Consider the following 16,916-nt stretch of genomic DNA (forward strand, 5'->3'; position numbering starts at 1 on the left):
CCTTGGTCATCGCTTATGTATCGTCGCCTGCCGCTTTTTCCAACCTTTGATTTCTCATATAATCGACAAAAATGCGGGCGTATTCCGGATCCCACTGCGTCCCTCCACCCTCTTCGAGAATGGACAGCGCCTTGGCGACATCCATGCCTTTACGGTATGGCCGATCCGAAGTCATCGCATCAAAGGCGTCGGCTACGGCGATAATTCTCCCGAGCAGCGGGATATCGTCCCCGGCCAGTCCGTCCGGATACCCTTTCCCGTCGTATCGCTCATGATGGGACCTTACGCCGGGAAGGAGCGGCGCCAGAGCATCCTTCGGCTCGATCTGCTTCAGAATCGTCTCGCCAAGCACCGGATGGGCCTTGATTTGGTCGAACTCCTCTTCCGTCAGACGCCCTTCCTTCAACAGGACGGTGTCCCGGATACCGATTTTCCCGATGTCGTGCAGCAGCGCCGACTGGCGGATCACGTTGATATCCTCCTCCGTCATCCGGCTGAGCCGCCCGATCAGCTCCGAATATTCAGCCACCCGCAAGGAATGCCCTGCCGTGTAGGCGTCTCTGGCATCGAGCGCAACGGCGAGGGTCACAAAGTAGCTGTCCAGCATCGCCCTTGTCTGGGCTTCACGCGACTGAAGCGCCCGGACCATCATGTTGAAGCCGGTGGCCAGCCGGGAAAACTCGTCCGAATACACGTTTTGGACCGTCTTCAGCCGGCCGTCCTTGACATGATTCATGGCGTCGTATAGATGGGAGATCGGCCGCTCCACCTCATGGGTCAACAGCCTGGCACCCGTATACGTAAAAATGATGTCGACCAGCAGGATCAGCCCCGCCCAGCCCCAGTACCCGGTCATCATTTCCTCGTTTAAATTGCCCAGCCGAATCTGGGCAGCCAGGGTGAACAGCAGGAGCGGGGAGGTACCGATCAGCATGGCGCTGAGCAGAAACTTCGGACGGATGGACAAGACGACATGCCCCTCCGGATTCAGCTCAATGCGGTGCGTTTCCTGGGCGAGCCGGTGAAATTCCTCCATCAGCGGCCGGACCGTCGCCGTCGTCAGGAAAAACTCGATCATTGCATGCATGCTGGCTACGAGGAAGGCGCCGGCTACCGCAGCCGCAACATAAATCGGCGGAAAATGAAGAAGGCCACGGCTCATCTGCCACAGCGTCAAGCCGGCCGCAGGTATGGCAAGCCCGAGGAAATGCGGGACCAGAATCCGGAACACCGCCAGCTGCGGCAGCTTATGTGCCTGCCGGTAGGCTGTTTCAATGGTCTGAACCGTACAGGTCCGGCAGAACAAGCCCTGCCGGATCGGCCGAACGTGCCGCGTGAATACCCAGGATTCCACCGCGACCATGACCGCCATGGAGCAAGCAAAGATGATCGCCAGCCGTTTGATCTCCTCCGGAGAAATGCTGATCGTGGTCAGAACGAGAGCGCTGCCCACGATCCATACCGCGAATAGCGATCCGAAAATATAATTCCGTACCAATTTGTTCCGAAAAGCGTAATACAGGGCAACCCCCTGCAAACGGGTAGAATCGGTATCCATAAGCCAGCCTTCCTTTTTCATCAATATAGGCCGTTCGGCGCAGCACTATTAAGAATATCGGTTATTCCATCCCAAAATGTGACATGAACCTGCGACAAAAACCAACTTTTATCATAAAATCCCTCCGTATGAAATGGTGCTTTTGCACATTTATACAAGTCTGGTGGGCGATATAATTTCCTATTGCATTTATTAACAATATGTGATAAATTATATTAATATAACTTCATTTAACCCTTTTCGTTCCCCGCAAGAAAGAATAAATCTTCAACCTCGAAGACTTAATTTCCTATTTTGAAATAACCCAATGCGAAGTATGAGATTTAAGATGCTATTTCTGATTCACGCTGGCGCGGTCATCGGAGCCGCAAGGACAAAAGAGAGGCAGGGCTTTTGTTGTTTTGGAAGTCATTATTCTGTTAACGAACTAGAACAAGGAACCAGACTGCAGCCTTGAACGGCTGTCAGGGGTTAAATATATGAGGCGGCCGCAGCGCCGCCAAAGCCAAACCCCCCGGAGAAATGTCCGGGGGGTTATCCATATTTTCCAATGTATTTACGGCTTACTGCCACTTCCTTCTCTCGTCAGGAGGCTTAGCCGGCTTTGCTGTATCCGCGGAGCGACTCCGCATGCTTCATCGATTCAATGAGCGCGATCGGGTTATTGTCCATGCCGCCCGCGTTGACCCGGTATCCCATGTACTGCCCGGGGCCGTCGATTCCCGGTTTGACGGTAAAGACTACCTGAATGCCGAGATTGCGGCAGAGATCCAACACCTGCTGCGTATAGCCGCCGTAGGGAAAAGCGAGAATATCGCGGCGGTTGCCGATTTCATTCCGGAGGATTTGATCCGCCCGGGTTAAATCACCCTTCACCCGCCGGATATACTCCTGCTCCGTCTCCACATGCCCGGTGGTTTTGTTATGCTCCGGCCCCATCAGCATCGGCTCCAGCCTGTCATGGGTTTTCCCTTCGGGGCGTACATAAGCGTAAGCGTGCGAATCAAACGTATGGCTGTAAAAGTCGATACCGCTCCGGTGCATGAGCTTGACCTGGGCCCAGGTCAGCTTCGGCAGTCCGGGATGCTTCGGATTTCCCACCGTCGACACGATCAGAAAATTCGTTGCCGGCACGTGGTACTTCTTCAGGATCGGGAACACATTGGTATAGAACGTCTCATAGCCGTCGTCAAACGTCATCAGCACGGCGTTGTCCGGCACCGGCTGATGCCGGGTGACGAAGTCGGCGTACTGCTCCATCGTAATCCAATGAAATCCGTTCGCCTTCATGGCCTGGAGCTGCTCCTCGAATACAGCGGTATCCAGACTTTTGTCATTAATCGGACGCGGGGAGACATCATGGTACATCAGCGTGATGACTTTGTTTTTATAATACACCGCACCTGGCGTCGGTCTGGTGGAAATAAAGCTGTAAGCCGGAACACCGCTCTCTTCCTTTTTGATGTGGGGCCTTCCGGGATAACGAACCAGATGATACACATAAGGGCCCTGCCTCCAGACGAAAAACGCCGCGAACAGCACAAGCACAGAAAAGGTGCAGTAGAGGACAATTTTTTTTCTCAGCATCACGTTCCAATCCCCTTCGTTCCATAAATTCACTTGCAGAGGGATGCATTCCCCGCCCTATAAACATACTCTGGAAACAAGGAGTGATGCAAATGCCAAAATACCGGATCATCGTCGACCTGTCGGACCGCACGTTATATTTGCTGGATGGCGACCAGACCGTCAAATCCTATCCCGTAGGCATCGGAAAAATGGTGACGAAAACCCCGACCGGAGAATTCACGATCGTCAATAAACAGGAAAATCCCGGCGGACCGTTCGGGGTGCTCTGGATGGGTCTCTCCAAGCCCCATTACGGTATTCACGGAACCAATGATCCCGCCTCCATCGGACGGGAAGTCTCCCACGGCTGCATCCGGATGCACAATGAGGATGTGCTGGATTTGTCTTCCTACGTTCCCGTGAATACAAGGGTGACCATCCGGCCGTAATCGCTGTAAGTGCCGTCAATCTTGATCCGAAACGACCTTGATTCCCTTTTCCTTACGGTACTGGATCACCAGCTGCCGCCAGAAATCATAACTTCCCGTTTCATCTGCAATATAAGACTTGTAATAGCGGTAAGCCTCCTTTGCCCAGTCCGGGCAGGGCATGCTTAACAGCGCCTGCTGCTGCTTGATCCATTCTGCCTGCTTCGCAACCGTGTTCTGCAGCTCGCTAAATGCCGCCTTTTCCTCAGGAGTCATATGCGCCCCCTCCTTCCAGGCATCGTATTGGTCCAGATTATACTGGTCAATAATCCGGATGAGCTTATCTGCATACTCCGGGTCCGTGGCATAACCGGCGGCGCCGATCGCGGCGGCGGCCGATCGCCCGTCTGTGCGGAGCGCGCCGACATACTTGTCACGGTCCCAGGACACGCCGTTCACCAGCAGGCTTGAGTAATCGGATACCGATTCGGCCCAGCTGTTGTACGCGCGGAAGTCGGCTATCACCCGGCCGGCCACGCCGCGAACGTACTCGGTGGTCTGCAGGCGCATGCTTCCTGCGGTGCCCTGTCCCTTGATGCCGAACAAATTGTTGGCCTTCACCGCCAGCTCGCTCGTACCCCAGGCGGATTCGAGGGCCGCCTGGGCGATCGTGAGCGATGCCGGTACACCCGACTGCAGCTGGTCGAATTCAGCCAACGGTGCCATGATGGCGATAAAATTTTGTTTTTTCATAATCCTCCCTCCTAACTCTGGTACATACAATGTTGACCGCTTGTTAACGGCTTGGACGCGGCTGTCGCCACCCCGTATCCGAGCGTCCGCGTCACGTAAAACATATCCGGACCGTTCCGGTGTGAGGCATTTGCCTAATTCTTCACGGCTTCTTACAATAAGAACATATGTAACGCTTGGAGGGTGGATGTATGAAGCAGGCAAAAGCAGATCATTTTATCATCAATCAGGAGTGGGTTACCCCGGAAATCCGTGCCGTTCAGGCCGGTCCGGAAGATGTCGCAGCCGCGCAGGGGCTGCTGTTTCGAACGGCGCAATGGCTTCAGAGCATAGGCTCCAAGCAGTGGAATCAGCTGCTGACCGGCGAGGACAGACATCATATCGACGAGGCGGTCCTGCGAGGGGACGTCTTCCTGTTCAAAAAGGAGGAGCGCCTTGCCGCCATCGTCATCCTCCAGCAGCATGCGAGCGAATGGGACCGCAACCTGTGGGGCGAGGATGGGCACGATACCTCCGTCTATCTGCACCGGCTTGCCATTGACCGCGAATTCGGGGGGACGGGTCTTGGCAGCGCCATTCTGCACTGGGCCTTGACCGGAATAAGGTTCCAGGGTAAAGACCGAATCCGTCTCGACTGCATTGCCGACAACCCCGGCTTGAACCGGTTGTACAGCGGGGCCGGCTTTACGCTGAAGGGCCAGCATGAGAGCGGGTTTAATATTTATGAGAAAATAGTGAGGTAGCATTCGCTCCTCAAGCGGATAACTACGCAAAAAAGCCTTCCGGCATGCCGGAAGGCTTTTCTCCTATCGTATATAAAATGCAGGTTTTACGAGATGGTTAATGGGACGATACCGAGGCTACGCCAATCTTGTCGATAATACGCTGGCTCTCCGGATTCAATCCCCGGACGGACACCTTTTTGTCCAGCGCCTCATACTTGGCCAACACCTTGGACACGGCGTTCACGCCCGACTGATCCCAAACGTGGGAATGGGAAAAGTCAATCGCAATCTGCTCCGGATCCTCCTGGTAATGGAAGAGATGCACAAAATGGTTCATCGTTCCGAAAAACATCTGCCCTTTGATTTCGTATACCTTTACCCCATGCTCATCGATATGGGTCTGCGCTTGAATCCGTGCCATTTTCCACCCAAAATTCAGAGCGCTCAGAATGACTCCGGTCACAACGCCGATAGCCAGATTGGACGTGGCCACCACGATCACGACGGTCACGACCATGACGATCGTGTCGCCCAGCGGCACCTTGTTCATCGTTCGTAAAGAATGCCAGTCGAACGTGCCCACCGACACCATGATCATAACGCCCACCAGCGCCGCCATCGGCACCTGTCTGACGACATCGCCGAGCACGAGGATCAGGAACAGCAGAAAGGCACCGGCGATAAAGGTCGACAGCCGGGAGCGGCCCCCCGACTTCACATTGATGACCGTCTGGCCGATCATGGCGCAGCCGGCCATCCCGCCGAAAAAGCCGGTGAGGATGTTGGCGATGCCCTGCCCCTTGATCTCGCGGTTTTTGTTGCTGCCGGTATCGGTCAGCTCATCCACCAGGTTGGCGGTCAAGAGCGTCTCGGTCATGCCAACGACCGCGAGCGCCAGCGCGTAAGGCAAAATCGTCAGGAACATATGAAACGACAAGGGAACCGTCGGAACATGAAATGCGGGAAGCGACTGCGTAATGGTACCCATATCGCCAACGGTACGGACATCGGCATGGGTCAGCACCGAAATGATCGTCATGACGATAATGGCGACAAGCGCTGAAGGCACTGCTTTGGTGAGCAGCGGGAACAGATAAATGATCAGCAGCGTCGCGGCCACCATCAAGTACATGATCCAGGTAGCCCCTTCAAAATTCGGCAGCTGCGCCATAAAAATAACGATCGCCAGCGCGTTAACAAAGCCCACGATGACCGATTGCGGGATAAATGTAATGAAGCGCCCGAATTTCAGCGCCCCCATGATCCACTGCAGAATGCCGGTCAGCACTGTGGTCGCAAACAAATACTCAATCCCGTACTTGGCAACGATCGGTCCCATCAAGGATGCCATGGCACCGGTGGCCGCCGAAATCATCCCCGGGCGTCCGCCGAAAAACGAAATGCTGACGGCAATCACAAAGGATGCGTAGAGACCGACCATCGGATCCACGCCGGCCATAATAGAGAACGCGATCGCTTCGGGAATAAGCGCAAAGGCAACGGTTAGACCGGACAAAATATCTTTTCTGACATTGCTAAAGAAGCCTTGTTTGATCCAGTTCAAAAACAAGAAATAATCCCTCCTGTGGATATAAAGTTGTATCTGTAGGGCTGATCGTGCTGCTATCCGTTCATGAAATGTTGCGAGAGGTTCAAGCGGGCTCCCCACTCTCAGGTTCGCCGGGTCCGATGGTTCACTGTTTTTCATTATAGCGTTATAATCGTCCGAACCCAAAACTGCATGTATGCGCTATTTCCCTCTGTATACTAATCCATTCTCCCATTTACTCGTCGGTATTTCCTTTTTCAATCCATATGTATATACTGCGGAATCTGCCTTTCTTATGAAATGACGAAAGCCCCGCCGGAGGGCGGGAGCTTCGCTGCCCAAGGACCGCTTGGGTCCATGGATTAATAAATAAAGGATTTGGTAATGATGACGAGCAGAATAAACAGAACCAGGATGGCTCCCGTTGAGGTAAATGGGTTTCCTACACCACTCATGGTTTCTCCCCCTCTCTCCTGTTTATACTCTATCGTATGCCGCGTAAGGTGAATCGGTTTGGACAAATATCATTCAAGTCCATTTGCCCTATGAAAATGCGCGATGTTCCCGAGGTTAAAGGACCTTGCCACCACAACCCTCTCGAGCTTATCAATGCTGATCCGAGGAAGGAAAGATATAGGAAATACCTATAAGTATAATACAGTTTATATATTTCCATAATGAACGGACTGCCGGTACAATGAAGTCAATTCCAACAATCCACGGGTAAAGGAGAATGGTGATGGACAGATCTGTGATCAAGCTTTTTGACGCCAATGCAAAGGATTATGACCGGCAGCGGAGGGGACTGATTCCCTGCTTCGACGACTTTTACGGGATGGCCTTGTCCCTGGTGGAGTGCGGCAATTCTTCTCCATGTATTTTGGATCTGGGGGCCGGAACAGGCCTGTTCTCCAGCATGGTACTGCTCAAATACCCCGAGGCCCGGCTTACGCTGATGGATTTAAGCGACAGCATGCTGCAGGAGGCCCGCCGGCGGTTCCACGGGGCACCCAATGTAGATTATATTACCGGGGATTACAGCAGTTATCCGTTTACGCAAACTTACGATGCCGTCGTCTCTTCCCTCTCCATTCACCATCTGACCCACCCGGAAAAAAGGCAGCTGTTCGCCACGATCCATCGGCTGCTGAATGAAGGCGGCATCTTTGTCAATGCCGATCAGGTGAAAGGCCATACCGACCAGGCGGACGTATATTACCGGAGACGCTGGCTGGAAGAAATCAGGGCAAGCGGTCTGCCGGAAGAAGCCATTCAGGCGTCGATTGAACGCAGAAGCCTGGATATCAACGCTACCGCCGCCGACCAGATGCAGTGGATGGAGGAGGCCGGCTTTGAAGACGTGGACTGTATGTACAAGTATTTGGACTTCGCGGTGTTTTACGGAAAAAAATCAGGGCCGACTTCCTAGTCCCCCTGATTTTTTTGCTTAGCGCCGGATCAGTCGGTCAGCCTCTGCCGGAAGCCGCCCATCAGGACATCCAGCCCGAATTCGAATTCCTCCTGCCATCCGGTACCGGTCGTATGGGAAGCCAGCCGGATCATATTCGGAAACTTCTCCCTTGGCAAACTGCGGAAGAACCGGGCGTACTCCTCGCTGAGCTGAGCCTGGGCTTCCTCGCCGGAACCGGCCATCCCCTTCAGCCGCACCTCCTCGGCCACAAAGCCGAGCACATGGTTCTTCACCATGGATGCCATCCACGGGATGTGAACATCCGCAAATCCGGCCGATGCAAAAATTTGGTACAGTCTTTCAATTTGCAGCAGACGGTGGTACCCCATGGCGATGCCGCCATTGAACAGGTCCACCGCATCACGGTAGCGGTGCAGTACGCGCCGGAATGCATGGCCCCACTGGATCAGCTGTTCCTGCCAAGGCAGGTCCGGGTCGGGCCTGTCCATTTCTTCGCTTATTTTATCCCCGATAAGCTGGAGCAGCTGTTCTTTATCCTTCACATGATAATACAGGGAAGCGGTCTTTACCTGGAGCTCATCGGCAATCTTGCGCATGCTCAGCTCCTTCAAGCCAAATTCGTTCAACACGCGGAGCGCCGTCCAGACAATCCGGTCACGGTCTAGTGGAATGTGCAGCTCCTCCTGTTCCCCCGTGCCTGAGAAGGGATGCTGGGGCACCGTTCGTTTTCTGGCCATCGAAGAGCCCTCCTTTTCACTTGACAATTATAGCATATGCCATTATTCTAATCCCATTAGATTATTCTAAAACCATTAGATTAATGGGCAAATTTTACGATGTGAAGGGAGTTTTATATGAATCCAATTTATTCGGTAGTCCGGTCCATGAACCGGCACCTGAGCGAAATTTGGGAGGCGATTCTTCAAGAGCATGCGGCGGAACTCAGCAGCATGTTTGCGGAATTCGGCGACCGCGCCTACGGCGTCTATATTCAACAGCTGATGGGTCCGATCTGCGAGGAGGTGCGGAAGTCGGGATACGAGGTCTCCGCCGGATTCCGCTTGTCGGAGTCAGTCGAGAACTGGGGCCCGCCCGAGGAGCGTGAGCGATGCGTATGGTATGTGGTCAGAGACGAAACCGGCAATCCGTGCGGTACGGCAGTGCTGCAAATTTTCCATTCTCACGCCCAGTTTCATCTCCCGCAGCCGCCGCGCTTTTTAGCCTTGGAAGAAACGGAGCAAGAAGCCATTCTCCAAGCACTCTGCACCACAGGCGTGCGCCTAAGCGGACTCCCCCTGCGTTACCGTCATTCCGCCGGCGACGAGCCGCTGGAATGGGAATACGGGACGGACGCGGGGCTGCTCGAATACGTGCAATCATATCGCGGCCATACGGCGGTGGACTTTAATTATGCGCTGTCCTCGTGGGGGCGCCATGGCTGGGAGCTTGTACAGATCGTACCGCATCAGGACCGCCTGATCGGTTTTTTCAAGCGTCCGGTTCAGCAAGCCGGCGAAGGGCAATAACAGCAAAAAAACACCCCCGAAGTGCTTGTTTTGAACAAGCACCTGGAGGTGTCAGGCGGTGAGCGGTACCCGTTACACCGCGGGCTGCCGCTGCTGCTTTGCCGCATCGATCGTCGCATGGATGATCACGCGCAGCGCCTGCAGCATCATTTCCTGCGGCAGCGAAGGCAGGCCCGGCTTCTGCAGCGCCATTTCCGTGGAGGCCGGAAAATGAACAAAACCCGCCAGCGTGGACAGCTTCTGCTCACGGATATAATCCAGCACGGCGTACATCGTGTTGTTGCAAATAAACGTGCCGGCCGACTCGGACACGGCAGCCGGAATCCCTTCCGCCTTCAGCCGGTTCACGGCCTCGCGGATCGGCAGCCGCGAGAACAATCCGTCCGGTCCTGCCGGATTAATGGGCAGATCCTGCGGTCTCTCCCCTTTGTTGTCGGCGTATGCCGCTTCCGGCGCCACGTCCTTGACGTTCACGGCGATCCGCTCCGGCGTTACCGCTGTCCGGCCTGCGGCCAGACCGCAGCAGATTACGGCGTCCGGCTGAAAGTCACGCACCGCCTCAAGCAGCCTTTCGGCGCATTCGTCATAGTGTACGGGAAGCAGAACCGTCCGGATCTCGGCCTCCGCAAACGTCTCCTCTCGGATATCCCGCACGAGCTGCTCCGTCGGATTGACCGCATTTCCGCCAAAGGGCTCAAATCCTGATACCAGTATTTTCATGAAGCTTCTCCTCCCGGCAAGTCTTTCCTTCCATCATATCAAACGGGACGGATCGTTCCTACCTGAAATCGTTGCTGCCGAGAAGGGATGCTGCTTCCCCGCGGATTCAGCTGCTTTAAGTGGAAACCGGAATTCGGCAAAAAAATACCCTGCCCGGCAGCTGACGGCTGCACGGCAGGGTTCCCGTCTACAAATTATATCCGCCGCTGTTCGGCTTGGTCGGGTTGGAGATAATCCCCAGCGTCGCCAAAATTCCGAGCACCAGGTCCGCGGCCGCCACGAGCTCTTGCCGCTTCATATCCGACAGTTCAAACGCGCCTGTGAGATGGCCGATCAGCTGCACCAGCAGAAGCACCTGTGAGACCATACTGATCCAGAGCGCATAGTTGCGAAACCGTTTCTTCTTGAGCATCATATGACCTCCTTTAAGGTCATATATATTCATCCGCCCAGGCAAACTTGTCCGAAACTTTTACGGGATGGAGGGGCGATGCCAGCGATTTTAGAGAAGCCCTGAGTCCAGCGCCTCCAGAAACGTCTCTTCGGACATCACCCGAATGCCCTCCCGTTCCAGCAGGGCGGTCGTCACTCCGCTGCCGGCAACCTTCTCATTGGCGAAGGAACCGTTATAAATCATGGCGCTTCCGCAGGAGGGGCTGTACTCTTTGAGCACCACCATGGACGCACCGACTTCACGGGCTTTTTCCAGCGTCCGGTGAGCCCCCTGAATATACATACCGCTGACGTCCCGGCCCGATTTCTCAACAACCCTGGCCCGGCCCTCCAGCACGTCCCTCCCATCACCGCCTACGATCTCCGCAGGCTCTCTCGGGGTGACGAATCCCCCCAGCAGTTCGGGGCAGACCGTCACTGCCCTGTTCTGCTCCACCAATTGCTGAATCACGTCATTCAGGCTGTCCGTTCCGTTATAGCGGACCTTCAGTCCGGCCAGACAAGAACTGACCATAATCACACCCATTCACCTCCTGAACTGTTAATCCGTTTCACGTAAACTATTTATTCGGTCCACGTAAACTATTTATTACTTTAATGAAAGTATACTGTATAAGCGAACTGCTGGGGAGGCCCGTCTTCACGGTGTAGGATTTGGCAGAAAAACGAGGAAAGCCCGGGACCAGGCTCCCGGACTTTCCTCGATATCTCTTTTTCCCCTTGCCCCAAGCGGTGCAGATGTTACATGCTTAACGCCTTTTTCGCATTTTCCATATCATTGGCCAGGAGCCGCTCCAGATCGTAAGCAGGGTACAGCGAACGCTCCTCCATAAAATCAAAAACCTTGGCATGGAGTTTAATCGCATTGTTCAGATGCTTAACGAAAACATCCCTTAAGGCCGGTGTTGCCGTTTCCGTAATCGCAAGCGCGTAATTGCGAACCCAGCCTTTGGCCTTGCCCAGCAAATGGCCGGTATAAAAGCCCGTCATGTCTGCCGCTTCGGCTTTGCCGCCTCTCGCTGCCGGGATCGGTGCTTGCGGGTAAAACTGCAGCAGGTCCTTTATGTTTTGCTCCAGGCTCATAATAGCCTCTTTATACAGAGCGTGCAGCTGCGGATCGGTGACCTTGCCGATGTCCATTTTCAGGCAAATCAGGTCGTTGGACTGTGCTGCTACCAGCTCATGCATTTCCAACGTTTCGTGCCATGCTAAGTGTTTTACTTGGGCTTTCTTTCCAGAAGACAATGCAATCCCTCCAATCGATGATGGGATAGCATATGCCCAGGGCGCCCAGAGGGGAAGATGTCTTGCCAAAAAAATTAGGCGCGCTCCCTTTTCCCCTTCTGCCTTCCCTTCTTCCCTCGGACCGAAGCCAGCGTCGCTTGTTCCGGCAGGCGCAGCAGCCTGGACTTGGACACCCCAATCCGCTGCGACACATAGATGCCGGTATGCCCGGAAAAATAATAACTGACTACGCAGGCGATGAACATGTATACCAAATTCCCCGAACCAAACAGCTCGATCCCCATAATAAAGCAGGCAATCGGGGTATTGGTCGCACCACTGAACACTGCGATAAAACCGAGGGCTGCCATAAACGGCACCGCTAGATGGAGCAAGTCCGCCAGCGTGCTGCCCAGCGTTGCGCCGATGACGAAGAGCGGAGTCACCTCTCCGCCTTGAAATCCGGCCCCAAGCGTAATCGAAGTGAACACGGTTTTCCAGAGAAACGCCAGCTTTGGCGCCGTCCCTTCAAAAGCATCGCCGATCAGTGGAAGGCCAAGCCCGAGGTATTCCCTTGTGCCGAATGCATAGACAATGGCAATCAGGATGCAGCCCCCGGCGAAGCTCTTCACCGCCGGATTCCGGAACCAGCCGGTGAACCGCGCCTTCAGCCAATGCGTCAGCTCGCTGAACAAAATGCTGGCCAGGCCGAACACCATCGACGCGAGCACGACCTTCAGCACCGTGATCAGCGTGATCGCCGGAATCGTGTTTACGGAATAGTGAATATGATGAATTCCCCAGGCCTTTGTGGTCAAATCCCCGATAAAGCTCGCCACAAAACAGGCAAACAGCGCTTCGTAACGGATCATCCCTAGCGTAAGCACCTCAAGCCCGAAGACCGTTCCGGCGAGCGGCGTCCCAAAGACCGAGCCAAAACCGCTGCTGATGCCGCACATTAGAATGATGCGCCGGTCGGCGGGGCTCAGCCGAAGTCTCTTGCCAATCCATTCCGACAAGCTTCCCCCCATCTGCACCGCCGTTCCTTCCCGTCCGGCCGAGCCGCCGAACCAATGGGTCAGAATCGTTCCGAACAGGACGAGCGGAGCCATGCGCAGCGGAATAGCTCCGCCACCGTTATGAATCTGCTCCAGTATCAAGTTGTTGCCCTTGGACGCGTCCTTGCCGTATTTCCAATACAGGTAGCTCACCAAGGCTCCCCCAAATGGAAGCAGCCATAGGAGCCATGGGTGCTGCAGACGCTGCTGCGTAACGGCATCCAGCGCTGCCAGAAACAAGGCTGATCCGGAGCCTGTGAGTACCCCCACCAGACTCCCGATGACCGACCACTTCACGATATAGCCAAGCAGCGCGAGATGCATGAATTTGCCTGCGTATACATATAACCTGCGTTTTCCCCTCGTCATCCGTTTTCCCATTACAGCGGTTTCCCCCCAGCTATGATGTATTTCCTATTGTTCCTCATTCAGGGGCAAATTACCGCTCCCCTGCTTGTCCCGGTGCCGGAGTGTCTGCAAAAAAATAGACTCCTACCAGTGTCTGCACTGGTAGGAGTCATTAGCTCACGGGCGGTTAAAGGCGAACTCCATCGCCTATGTTGTTACAAATTATTGTAATGAGCGATTGGCCTGAAGTCAACAGAAAATCTGAACGTCACACTAGACGAAAAAGCACCCGTATCGCGCTTTCGCTTTACGGGTGCTTCTGCTGCGAACTAGTTTCCCTGCAGAGCCGTCCTCTTAATGGAGAGGTTCAGAAATTTGGCTGAGCGCATCGCCGGCTTCGTTGATGTGGATGTTCATCGTCGCCAGGTCGCCAATTGCGCAGATCCCTACCATTTCTCCGTTCTCTACAACCGGAATGCGGCGGATTTGATGGTCTGCCATCAATTGCGCGCACTCGTGGGCATCGGTGTCCGGCGAGCACGAAATGACATCACTTGTCATGCAGTCATGGCAGTGTACGCTGCTAGGGTCTTTACCCGCAGCTACGCAGTTCAGCACGATATCGCGGTCGGTAATCATACCTACCACTTTTTTGCCTTCGCAGACCGGAACCGATCCACAGTTGACATCGCGCATGATTTGCGCCGCAGCCGTGACCGAATCATGGGGTGCGCATACCTTTACGTCTTTGGTCATTACGTCGCGAACCATCGTCATTGCTGTTTACCTCCTCTTGGAATGATCCCCCGTATTTTACCCAGGGGTACCGGGATTATTCAGGCTTGGGACGCTGTACTAGGAACTATAGAAATCTGGGGCAGGCTGTCAGCCTTAACGATTCATATCCGTGATCCCAGGGCTGTGCTCATCGGCCAGCTCAGGCATCATCGGTACCGGGAAGCCCTCCGGCGGCTGGATCACTCTCAGCTCCCCGCCGTTACGGCTAGGCGTTTGTCCGCTGAAAATTTCGCCGATTCGGGTACTGTCCAACCGGAAGTTAAATTGTGCGTTATGGAAGCCCATATCGACATACTTGCGGCATTCCGGATACTTGTTGATGTCATAGTTAGGTACCGGAAACAGCTTGGCCCAATTGACACCGAGCGTTTCCAGCGCCTTGGCGAAGGCGTTCTGATGCGCATTGTCGCGTACGATCAGGAAGGCCAGCGTCTCGCGGAACGTCTGGTTGGTGCTCATTTCGTAAATCCGCGATTTTTGCAGCACCCCTGTCGATTCCAGCACCAGGTTGTCCAACAGGTTGCTGATCAGGTTGCCGTGGTCATACACATAGTTGCCGTTCCACGGGTTGCCGGCGGCATCGACCGGAAGCGAGCTTTGGGCTCCCATAATAAAATGGTGCGGGTTGGCGTGCTTGATCGCCTCATCCAGCGGCGCACCGTCCGACCCCGAATTTCCGGCACCTTCCGCGCCCGAGCCGGTAAGAAGCTGGTTGATGGTGTGCTGCACCAGCTCGACGTGGCTGATTTCCTCCAAAAACACGCCGCGGATCAGATCGCGGAACTGGGTGTCTTTCCCGCGGAAGTTGTTGCTTTGGAAAAAGAACTGCATCATCGTGCGCATTTCGCCGAAGCGTCCGCCCAGCGTTTCCTGCATCACCTTGGCGGCGCTGGGATCGGGCTTGTCCGGTACGATCAGGTTAATCAGGTCTTCTTTATAAAAATACATGGGGTGGTACCTCCTAATTCTCAGCAAATCGTATCCTACCCATTGTGGCTTCGGGGACAGGAAATTATGCACGGGTTACGTTCTATATGAAAAAAGCGCAGGATCCATAACGGATCACTGCGCTTCGCTTGTGTTGGTCTCATGCCTCCGGATCGATCAGGCAGGCTAAGGACCGTTCAGCAATTAATATCCCCAAGTTTTCGCGATGATGACAAGCAGAATAAAGAGGACGAGAATGATGCCGACGCTCGTCGACCAGCCGCCACCATAACCAACTCCACCAACTTCGCTCATGTGATATTCCCCTTTCTTCATAGGATCAGTTTTATTCTATGAAAGAAACCTTTCCGCGTTGTGGACAGAGTCAGCGGTTTAAAAGACTATTTTTCTCAGTCTCGAGAGAGCCCACGGCGGGCTGACGGGATTAGCACAACACGTGCTACCCTAGTAACCAACCTGTACGGACCTAGATAGTAAGAAACTACTTTATTTATAAATAAAAAAGCCCCTGCCAGCACTTTGCCAGCAGGGGCTTCCTCATTCCTGACTTTTTATTACCAACAGAATGCCTTAACGATAATTACCAAAAGAATAAAGAGGACCAGGATAGCACCTACATTGCTGTGCAAACCGTAACCGTATCCTACGCCACCAACAACACCGTCGCTCATACATGTCCCTCCTTTGTCAGAAGTTAATATTACAATATGTGTATTCCACTATTTTGTATGGGTAAACGCACTTAAAGGTAGAAAAATGGTAGAAGATTGCCCAAATCAACAAAAAAGACGCGGTCTCCGAAATCCGGAAACCCGCGTCCTGTAAGGCTTATGAAGGATGCTGGTGAAGGGAATTGAACCCCCGACCTACGCATTACGAGTGCGACACCGTAAGAATCGATAAGGTTTCTTAAGGTTTGCAAAGCTTAATTTTACAGCAAATTATGCTGTTGTCGGGTTTCTAAGGTTTGATTGGTATTTGCACGCCGTTAGAAGTTTGGTTAGAAGTTCTGTTAGAAGTAAATCCAGCAAAGAAAAAGGTACCTCCGGCCTCTGGAGGTACCTTTTGTTTATGTAGTAGCAGCAATGATATCGCCGAAATTAATCCATTCCCATTCGTCATCATAACACAACTTGATTTCATTTCTGTAGGTGTTGATGACCGTCACAAAACCAGAGACTGTCTTTGTCTCAAATGGGTCGAACAGCTCCAAGGTAACTCGAACATGTTGGTTAAATGATGCAGATAATACTTCACCGATCAGCTGCCATTCTTGCTCATCGATGACCGGCTTATTATTTCGGTTCAATTCATGCTGATGCTTCAGAATCTCCTCTTTATGCTGCGGCAGCATCATTCTGGAGCTATCAAACAATCCGTTATCGGTTAGCTTCTTGCTCATCATTTTCCCCCTCCTCAATACATTGTCCAGTAATCAGCTCCGCGACTTATGTTGGGGCTTTTAATCGAAGACATCCCGTTCTCCCATGCTTGTAAGATAACAACGTACTCCACCGAAGATTTGTTCTCCCAGCGGATGAATCCCTGTTTTTCGAGCTCCATTAGTGCCTGAATGATTTGATCTTTACGCTTGCCTGCCATAGTCTCCAGTTGTTCCAGCGTCGGCAGTTTGTTATGCCTAGACAGATAATTACTCAGGATCCGCAGCAGTTTTCGTTCGGAGTCCTTTAGCAATTCAATCCCTCCCACAAACATTCGTTCTCCAAAATTATAACCAAACATACGTTCGTTAATCAATGTAAATATTCCCCTGCACGTCCCCAAAACTTACCTCCTGATTAAGCACTGGTGGAAAGTTATAATTAC

At 53.5% G+C, this 16,916-nt stretch carries 21 protein-coding genes and 1 riboswitch; of the genes, 4 read left to right on the forward strand and 17 right to left on the reverse strand.

Features of this window, described 5'->3' with window-relative positions:
• Nucleotides 1-13: 13 nt before the first annotated feature.
• The gene (locus C7820_RS21265) at nucleotides 14-1,558 is read right to left on the reverse strand and encodes an HD-GYP domain-containing protein (RefSeq protein WP_116232749.1); all 1,545 of its coding nucleotides are present in this window, start codon (nucleotides 1,556-1,558) and stop codon (nucleotides 14-16) included.
• Nucleotides 1,559-2,152: 594 nt separating this feature from the next.
• Nucleotides 2,153-3,145, reverse strand: coding sequence for a polysaccharide deacetylase family protein (locus tag C7820_RS21270; protein WP_116232750.1), 993 nt, complete (start codon nucleotides 3,143-3,145; stop codon nucleotides 2,153-2,155).
• A 92-nt stretch (nucleotides 3,146-3,237) separates the two neighbouring features.
• Here C7820_RS21270 and C7820_RS21275 point away from each other — a divergent pair, with 92 nt between their 5' ends.
• A complete protein-coding gene (locus tag C7820_RS21275) occupies nucleotides 3,238-3,576 on the forward strand; it encodes a L,D-transpeptidase (protein ID WP_116232751.1) in 339 nt (112 codons plus the stop codon).
• A 15-nt stretch (nucleotides 3,577-3,591) separates the two neighbouring features.
• On the opposite strand, the gene C7820_RS21280 is transcribed toward C7820_RS21275, so the two are convergent.
• Nucleotides 3,592-4,308 carry a glycoside hydrolase family 73 protein gene (locus C7820_RS21280; RefSeq protein WP_116232752.1) on the reverse strand — a complete coding sequence of 239 codons (717 nt, stop codon included), beginning with the start codon at nucleotides 4,306-4,308 and terminating at the stop codon, nucleotides 3,592-3,594.
• A gap of 191 nt (nucleotides 4,309-4,499) precedes the next feature.
• On the opposite strand from C7820_RS21280, the gene C7820_RS21285 reads away from it, so the two are divergent.
• Nucleotides 4,500-5,051 (forward strand): GNAT family N-acetyltransferase, encoded by a 552-nt coding sequence (locus tag C7820_RS21285; RefSeq protein ID WP_116232753.1) that lies wholly within the window; start codon nucleotides 4,500-4,502, stop codon nucleotides 5,049-5,051.
• A 97-nt stretch (nucleotides 5,052-5,148) separates the two neighbouring features.
• On the opposite strand, the gene C7820_RS21290 is transcribed toward C7820_RS21285, so the two are convergent.
• Both C7820_RS21290 and C7820_RS21295 read right to left on the reverse strand, forming a co-directional pair.
• Nucleotides 5,149-6,603: a SulP family inorganic anion transporter gene (locus C7820_RS21290; RefSeq protein ID WP_258875338.1), complete on the reverse strand. Its 1,455-nt coding sequence runs from the start codon at nucleotides 6,601-6,603 to the stop codon at nucleotides 5,149-5,151.
• A gap of 341 nt (nucleotides 6,604-6,944) precedes the next feature.
• A complete protein-coding gene (locus C7820_RS21295; RefSeq protein WP_084203986.1) occupies nucleotides 6,945-7,037 on the reverse strand; it encodes a sporulation protein YjcZ in 93 nt (30 codons plus the stop codon).
• Nucleotides 7,038-7,321: 284 nt separating this feature from the next.
• Here C7820_RS21295 and C7820_RS21300 point away from each other — a divergent pair, with 284 nt between their 5' ends.
• Nucleotides 7,322-8,011 carry a class I SAM-dependent methyltransferase gene (locus C7820_RS21300; protein ID WP_116232755.1) on the forward strand — a complete coding sequence of 230 codons (690 nt, stop codon included), beginning with the start codon at nucleotides 7,322-7,324 and terminating at the stop codon, nucleotides 8,009-8,011.
• A gap of 29 nt (nucleotides 8,012-8,040) precedes the next feature.
• Here C7820_RS21300 and C7820_RS21305 read toward each other — a convergent pair whose 3' ends face one another.
• Nucleotides 8,041-8,751, reverse strand: coding sequence for a TetR/AcrR family transcriptional regulator (locus C7820_RS21305; protein WP_116232756.1), 711 nt, complete (start codon nucleotides 8,749-8,751; stop codon nucleotides 8,041-8,043).
• A 117-nt stretch (nucleotides 8,752-8,868) separates the two neighbouring features.
• Here C7820_RS21305 and C7820_RS21310 point away from each other — a divergent pair, with 117 nt between their 5' ends.
• Complete coding sequence (locus C7820_RS21310; protein ID WP_116232757.1) at nucleotides 8,869-9,540, forward strand: DUF6022 family protein; 672 nt, start codon at nucleotides 8,869-8,871, stop codon at nucleotides 9,538-9,540.
• Between the two features lie 72 nt (nucleotides 9,541-9,612).
• Here C7820_RS21310 and C7820_RS21315 read toward each other — a convergent pair whose 3' ends face one another.
• From C7820_RS21315 to C7820_RS21360, 11 genes are all read right to left on the reverse strand, one after another.
• Complete coding sequence (locus C7820_RS21315; RefSeq protein WP_116232758.1) at nucleotides 9,613-10,260, reverse strand: pyroglutamyl-peptidase I; 648 nt, start codon at nucleotides 10,258-10,260, stop codon at nucleotides 9,613-9,615.
• Nucleotides 10,261-10,447: 187 nt separating this feature from the next.
• Nucleotides 10,448-10,672 (reverse strand): phage holin, encoded by a 225-nt coding sequence (locus tag C7820_RS21320; RefSeq protein ID WP_076172832.1) that lies wholly within the window; start codon nucleotides 10,670-10,672, stop codon nucleotides 10,448-10,450.
• 90 nt (nucleotides 10,673-10,762) lie between these two features.
• Complete coding sequence (locus C7820_RS21325) at nucleotides 10,763-11,233, reverse strand: 2-thiouracil desulfurase family protein (RefSeq protein ID WP_116232759.1); 471 nt, start codon at nucleotides 11,231-11,233, stop codon at nucleotides 10,763-10,765.
• Nucleotides 11,234-11,454: 221 nt separating this feature from the next.
• Nucleotides 11,455-11,901, reverse strand: coding sequence for a spore coat protein (locus tag C7820_RS21330; protein WP_116233119.1), 447 nt, complete (start codon nucleotides 11,899-11,901; stop codon nucleotides 11,455-11,457).
• Nucleotides 11,902-12,032: 131 nt separating this feature from the next.
• Nucleotides 12,033-13,364: a voltage-gated chloride channel family protein gene (locus C7820_RS21335; RefSeq protein ID WP_116233120.1), complete on the reverse strand. Its 1,332-nt coding sequence runs from the start codon at nucleotides 13,362-13,364 to the stop codon at nucleotides 12,033-12,035.
• 135 nt (nucleotides 13,365-13,499) lie between these two features.
• A riboswitch (Fluoride riboswitch) is annotated at nucleotides 13,500-13,560 on the reverse strand.
• 137 nt (nucleotides 13,561-13,697) lie between these two features.
• A complete protein-coding gene (locus C7820_RS21340; RefSeq protein ID WP_116232760.1) occupies nucleotides 13,698-14,120 on the reverse strand; it encodes a CBS domain-containing protein in 423 nt (140 codons plus the stop codon).
• 114 nt (nucleotides 14,121-14,234) lie between these two features.
• The gene (locus C7820_RS21345) at nucleotides 14,235-15,089 is read right to left on the reverse strand and encodes a manganese catalase family protein (RefSeq protein WP_116232761.1); all 855 of its coding nucleotides are present in this window, start codon (nucleotides 15,087-15,089) and stop codon (nucleotides 14,235-14,237) included.
• Nucleotides 15,090-15,272: 183 nt separating this feature from the next.
• Nucleotides 15,273-15,383, reverse strand: a complete 111-nt coding sequence (locus C7820_RS21350; RefSeq protein ID WP_105445680.1) for a sporulation protein YjcZ — start codon at nucleotides 15,381-15,383, stop codon at nucleotides 15,273-15,275.
• Nucleotides 15,384-15,643: 260 nt separating this feature from the next.
• Complete coding sequence (locus C7820_RS33700; RefSeq protein WP_208837126.1) at nucleotides 15,644-15,760, reverse strand: YjcZ family sporulation protein; 117 nt, start codon at nucleotides 15,758-15,760, stop codon at nucleotides 15,644-15,646.
• Nucleotides 15,761-16,158: 398 nt separating this feature from the next.
• Nucleotides 16,159-16,494 carry a YolD-like family protein gene (locus C7820_RS21355; protein ID WP_116232762.1) on the reverse strand — a complete coding sequence of 112 codons (336 nt, stop codon included), beginning with the start codon at nucleotides 16,492-16,494 and terminating at the stop codon, nucleotides 16,159-16,161.
• A gap of 11 nt (nucleotides 16,495-16,505) precedes the next feature.
• On the reverse strand, nucleotides 16,506-16,847 hold the full coding sequence (locus tag C7820_RS21360; RefSeq protein ID WP_147306295.1) for a LexA family transcriptional regulator: 342 nt from the start codon (nucleotides 16,845-16,847) through the stop codon (nucleotides 16,506-16,508).
• Between the last annotated feature and the right edge of the window lie 69 nt (nucleotides 16,848-16,916).

Origin of the sequence: Paenibacillus sp. VMFN-D1 (genome assembly GCF_003386155.1) — a bacterium.
In the GTDB taxonomy this organism is placed as follows: domain Bacteria; phylum Bacillota; class Bacilli; order Paenibacillales; family Paenibacillaceae; genus Paenibacillus_AQ; species Paenibacillus_AQ favisporus.

Bases quoted from the DNA above. Each gene is read 5' to 3' on its own strand.
- C7820_RS21350 (WP_105445680.1), bottom strand. From the start codon at position 15,383: ATGAGCGAAGTTGGTGGAGTTGGTTATGGTGGCGGCTGGTCGACGAGC.
- C7820_RS21280 (WP_116232752.1), bottom strand. From the start codon at position 4,308: ATGAAAAAACAAAATTTTATCGCCATCATGGCACCGTTGGCTGAATTC.
- C7820_RS21315 (WP_116232758.1), bottom strand. From the start codon at position 10,260: ATGAAAATACTGGTATCAGGATTTGAGCCCTTTGGCGGAAATGCGGTC.
- C7820_RS21340 (WP_116232760.1), bottom strand. From the start codon at position 14,120: ATGACGATGGTTCGCGACGTAATGACCAAAGACGTAAAGGTATGCGCA.
- C7820_RS21300 (WP_116232755.1), top strand. From the start codon at position 7,322: ATGGACAGATCTGTGATCAAGCTTTTTGACGCCAATGCAAAGGATTAT.
- C7820_RS21270 (WP_116232750.1), bottom strand. From the start codon at position 3,145: ATGCTGAGAAAAAAAATTGTCCTCTACTGCACCTTTTCTGTGCTTGTG.
- C7820_RS21345 (WP_116232761.1), bottom strand. From the start codon at position 15,089: ATGTATTTTTATAAAGAAGACCTGATTAACCTGATCGTACCGGACAAG.
- C7820_RS21285 (WP_116232753.1), top strand. From the start codon at position 4,500: ATGAAGCAGGCAAAAGCAGATCATTTTATCATCAATCAGGAGTGGGTT.
- C7820_RS21305 (WP_116232756.1), bottom strand. From the start codon at position 8,751: ATGGCCAGAAAACGAACGGTGCCCCAGCATCCCTTCTCAGGCACGGGG.
- C7820_RS21310 (WP_116232757.1), top strand. From the start codon at position 8,869: ATGAATCCAATTTATTCGGTAGTCCGGTCCATGAACCGGCACCTGAGC.
- C7820_RS21355 (WP_116232762.1), bottom strand. From the start codon at position 16,494: ATGATGAGCAAGAAGCTAACCGATAACGGATTGTTTGATAGCTCCAGA.
- C7820_RS21295 (WP_084203986.1), bottom strand. From the start codon at position 7,037: ATGAGTGGTGTAGGAAACCCATTTACCTCAACGGGAGCCATCCTGGTT.
- C7820_RS21320 (WP_076172832.1), bottom strand. From the start codon at position 10,672: ATGCTCAAGAAGAAACGGTTTCGCAACTATGCGCTCTGGATCAGTATG.
- C7820_RS21330 (WP_116233119.1), bottom strand. From the start codon at position 11,901: ATGCATGAGCTGGTAGCAGCACAGTCCAACGACCTGATTTGCCTGAAA.
- C7820_RS33700 (WP_208837126.1), bottom strand. From the start codon at position 15,760: ATGAGCGACGGTGTTGTTGGTGGCGTAGGATACGGTTACGGTTTGCAC.
- C7820_RS21275 (WP_116232751.1), top strand. From the start codon at position 3,238: ATGCCAAAATACCGGATCATCGTCGACCTGTCGGACCGCACGTTATAT.
- C7820_RS21335 (WP_116233120.1), bottom strand. From the start codon at position 13,364: ATGACGAGGGGAAAACGCAGGTTATATGTATACGCAGGCAAATTCATG.
- C7820_RS21265 (WP_116232749.1), bottom strand. From the start codon at position 1,558: ATGGATACCGATTCTACCCGTTTGCAGGGGGTTGCCCTGTATTACGCT.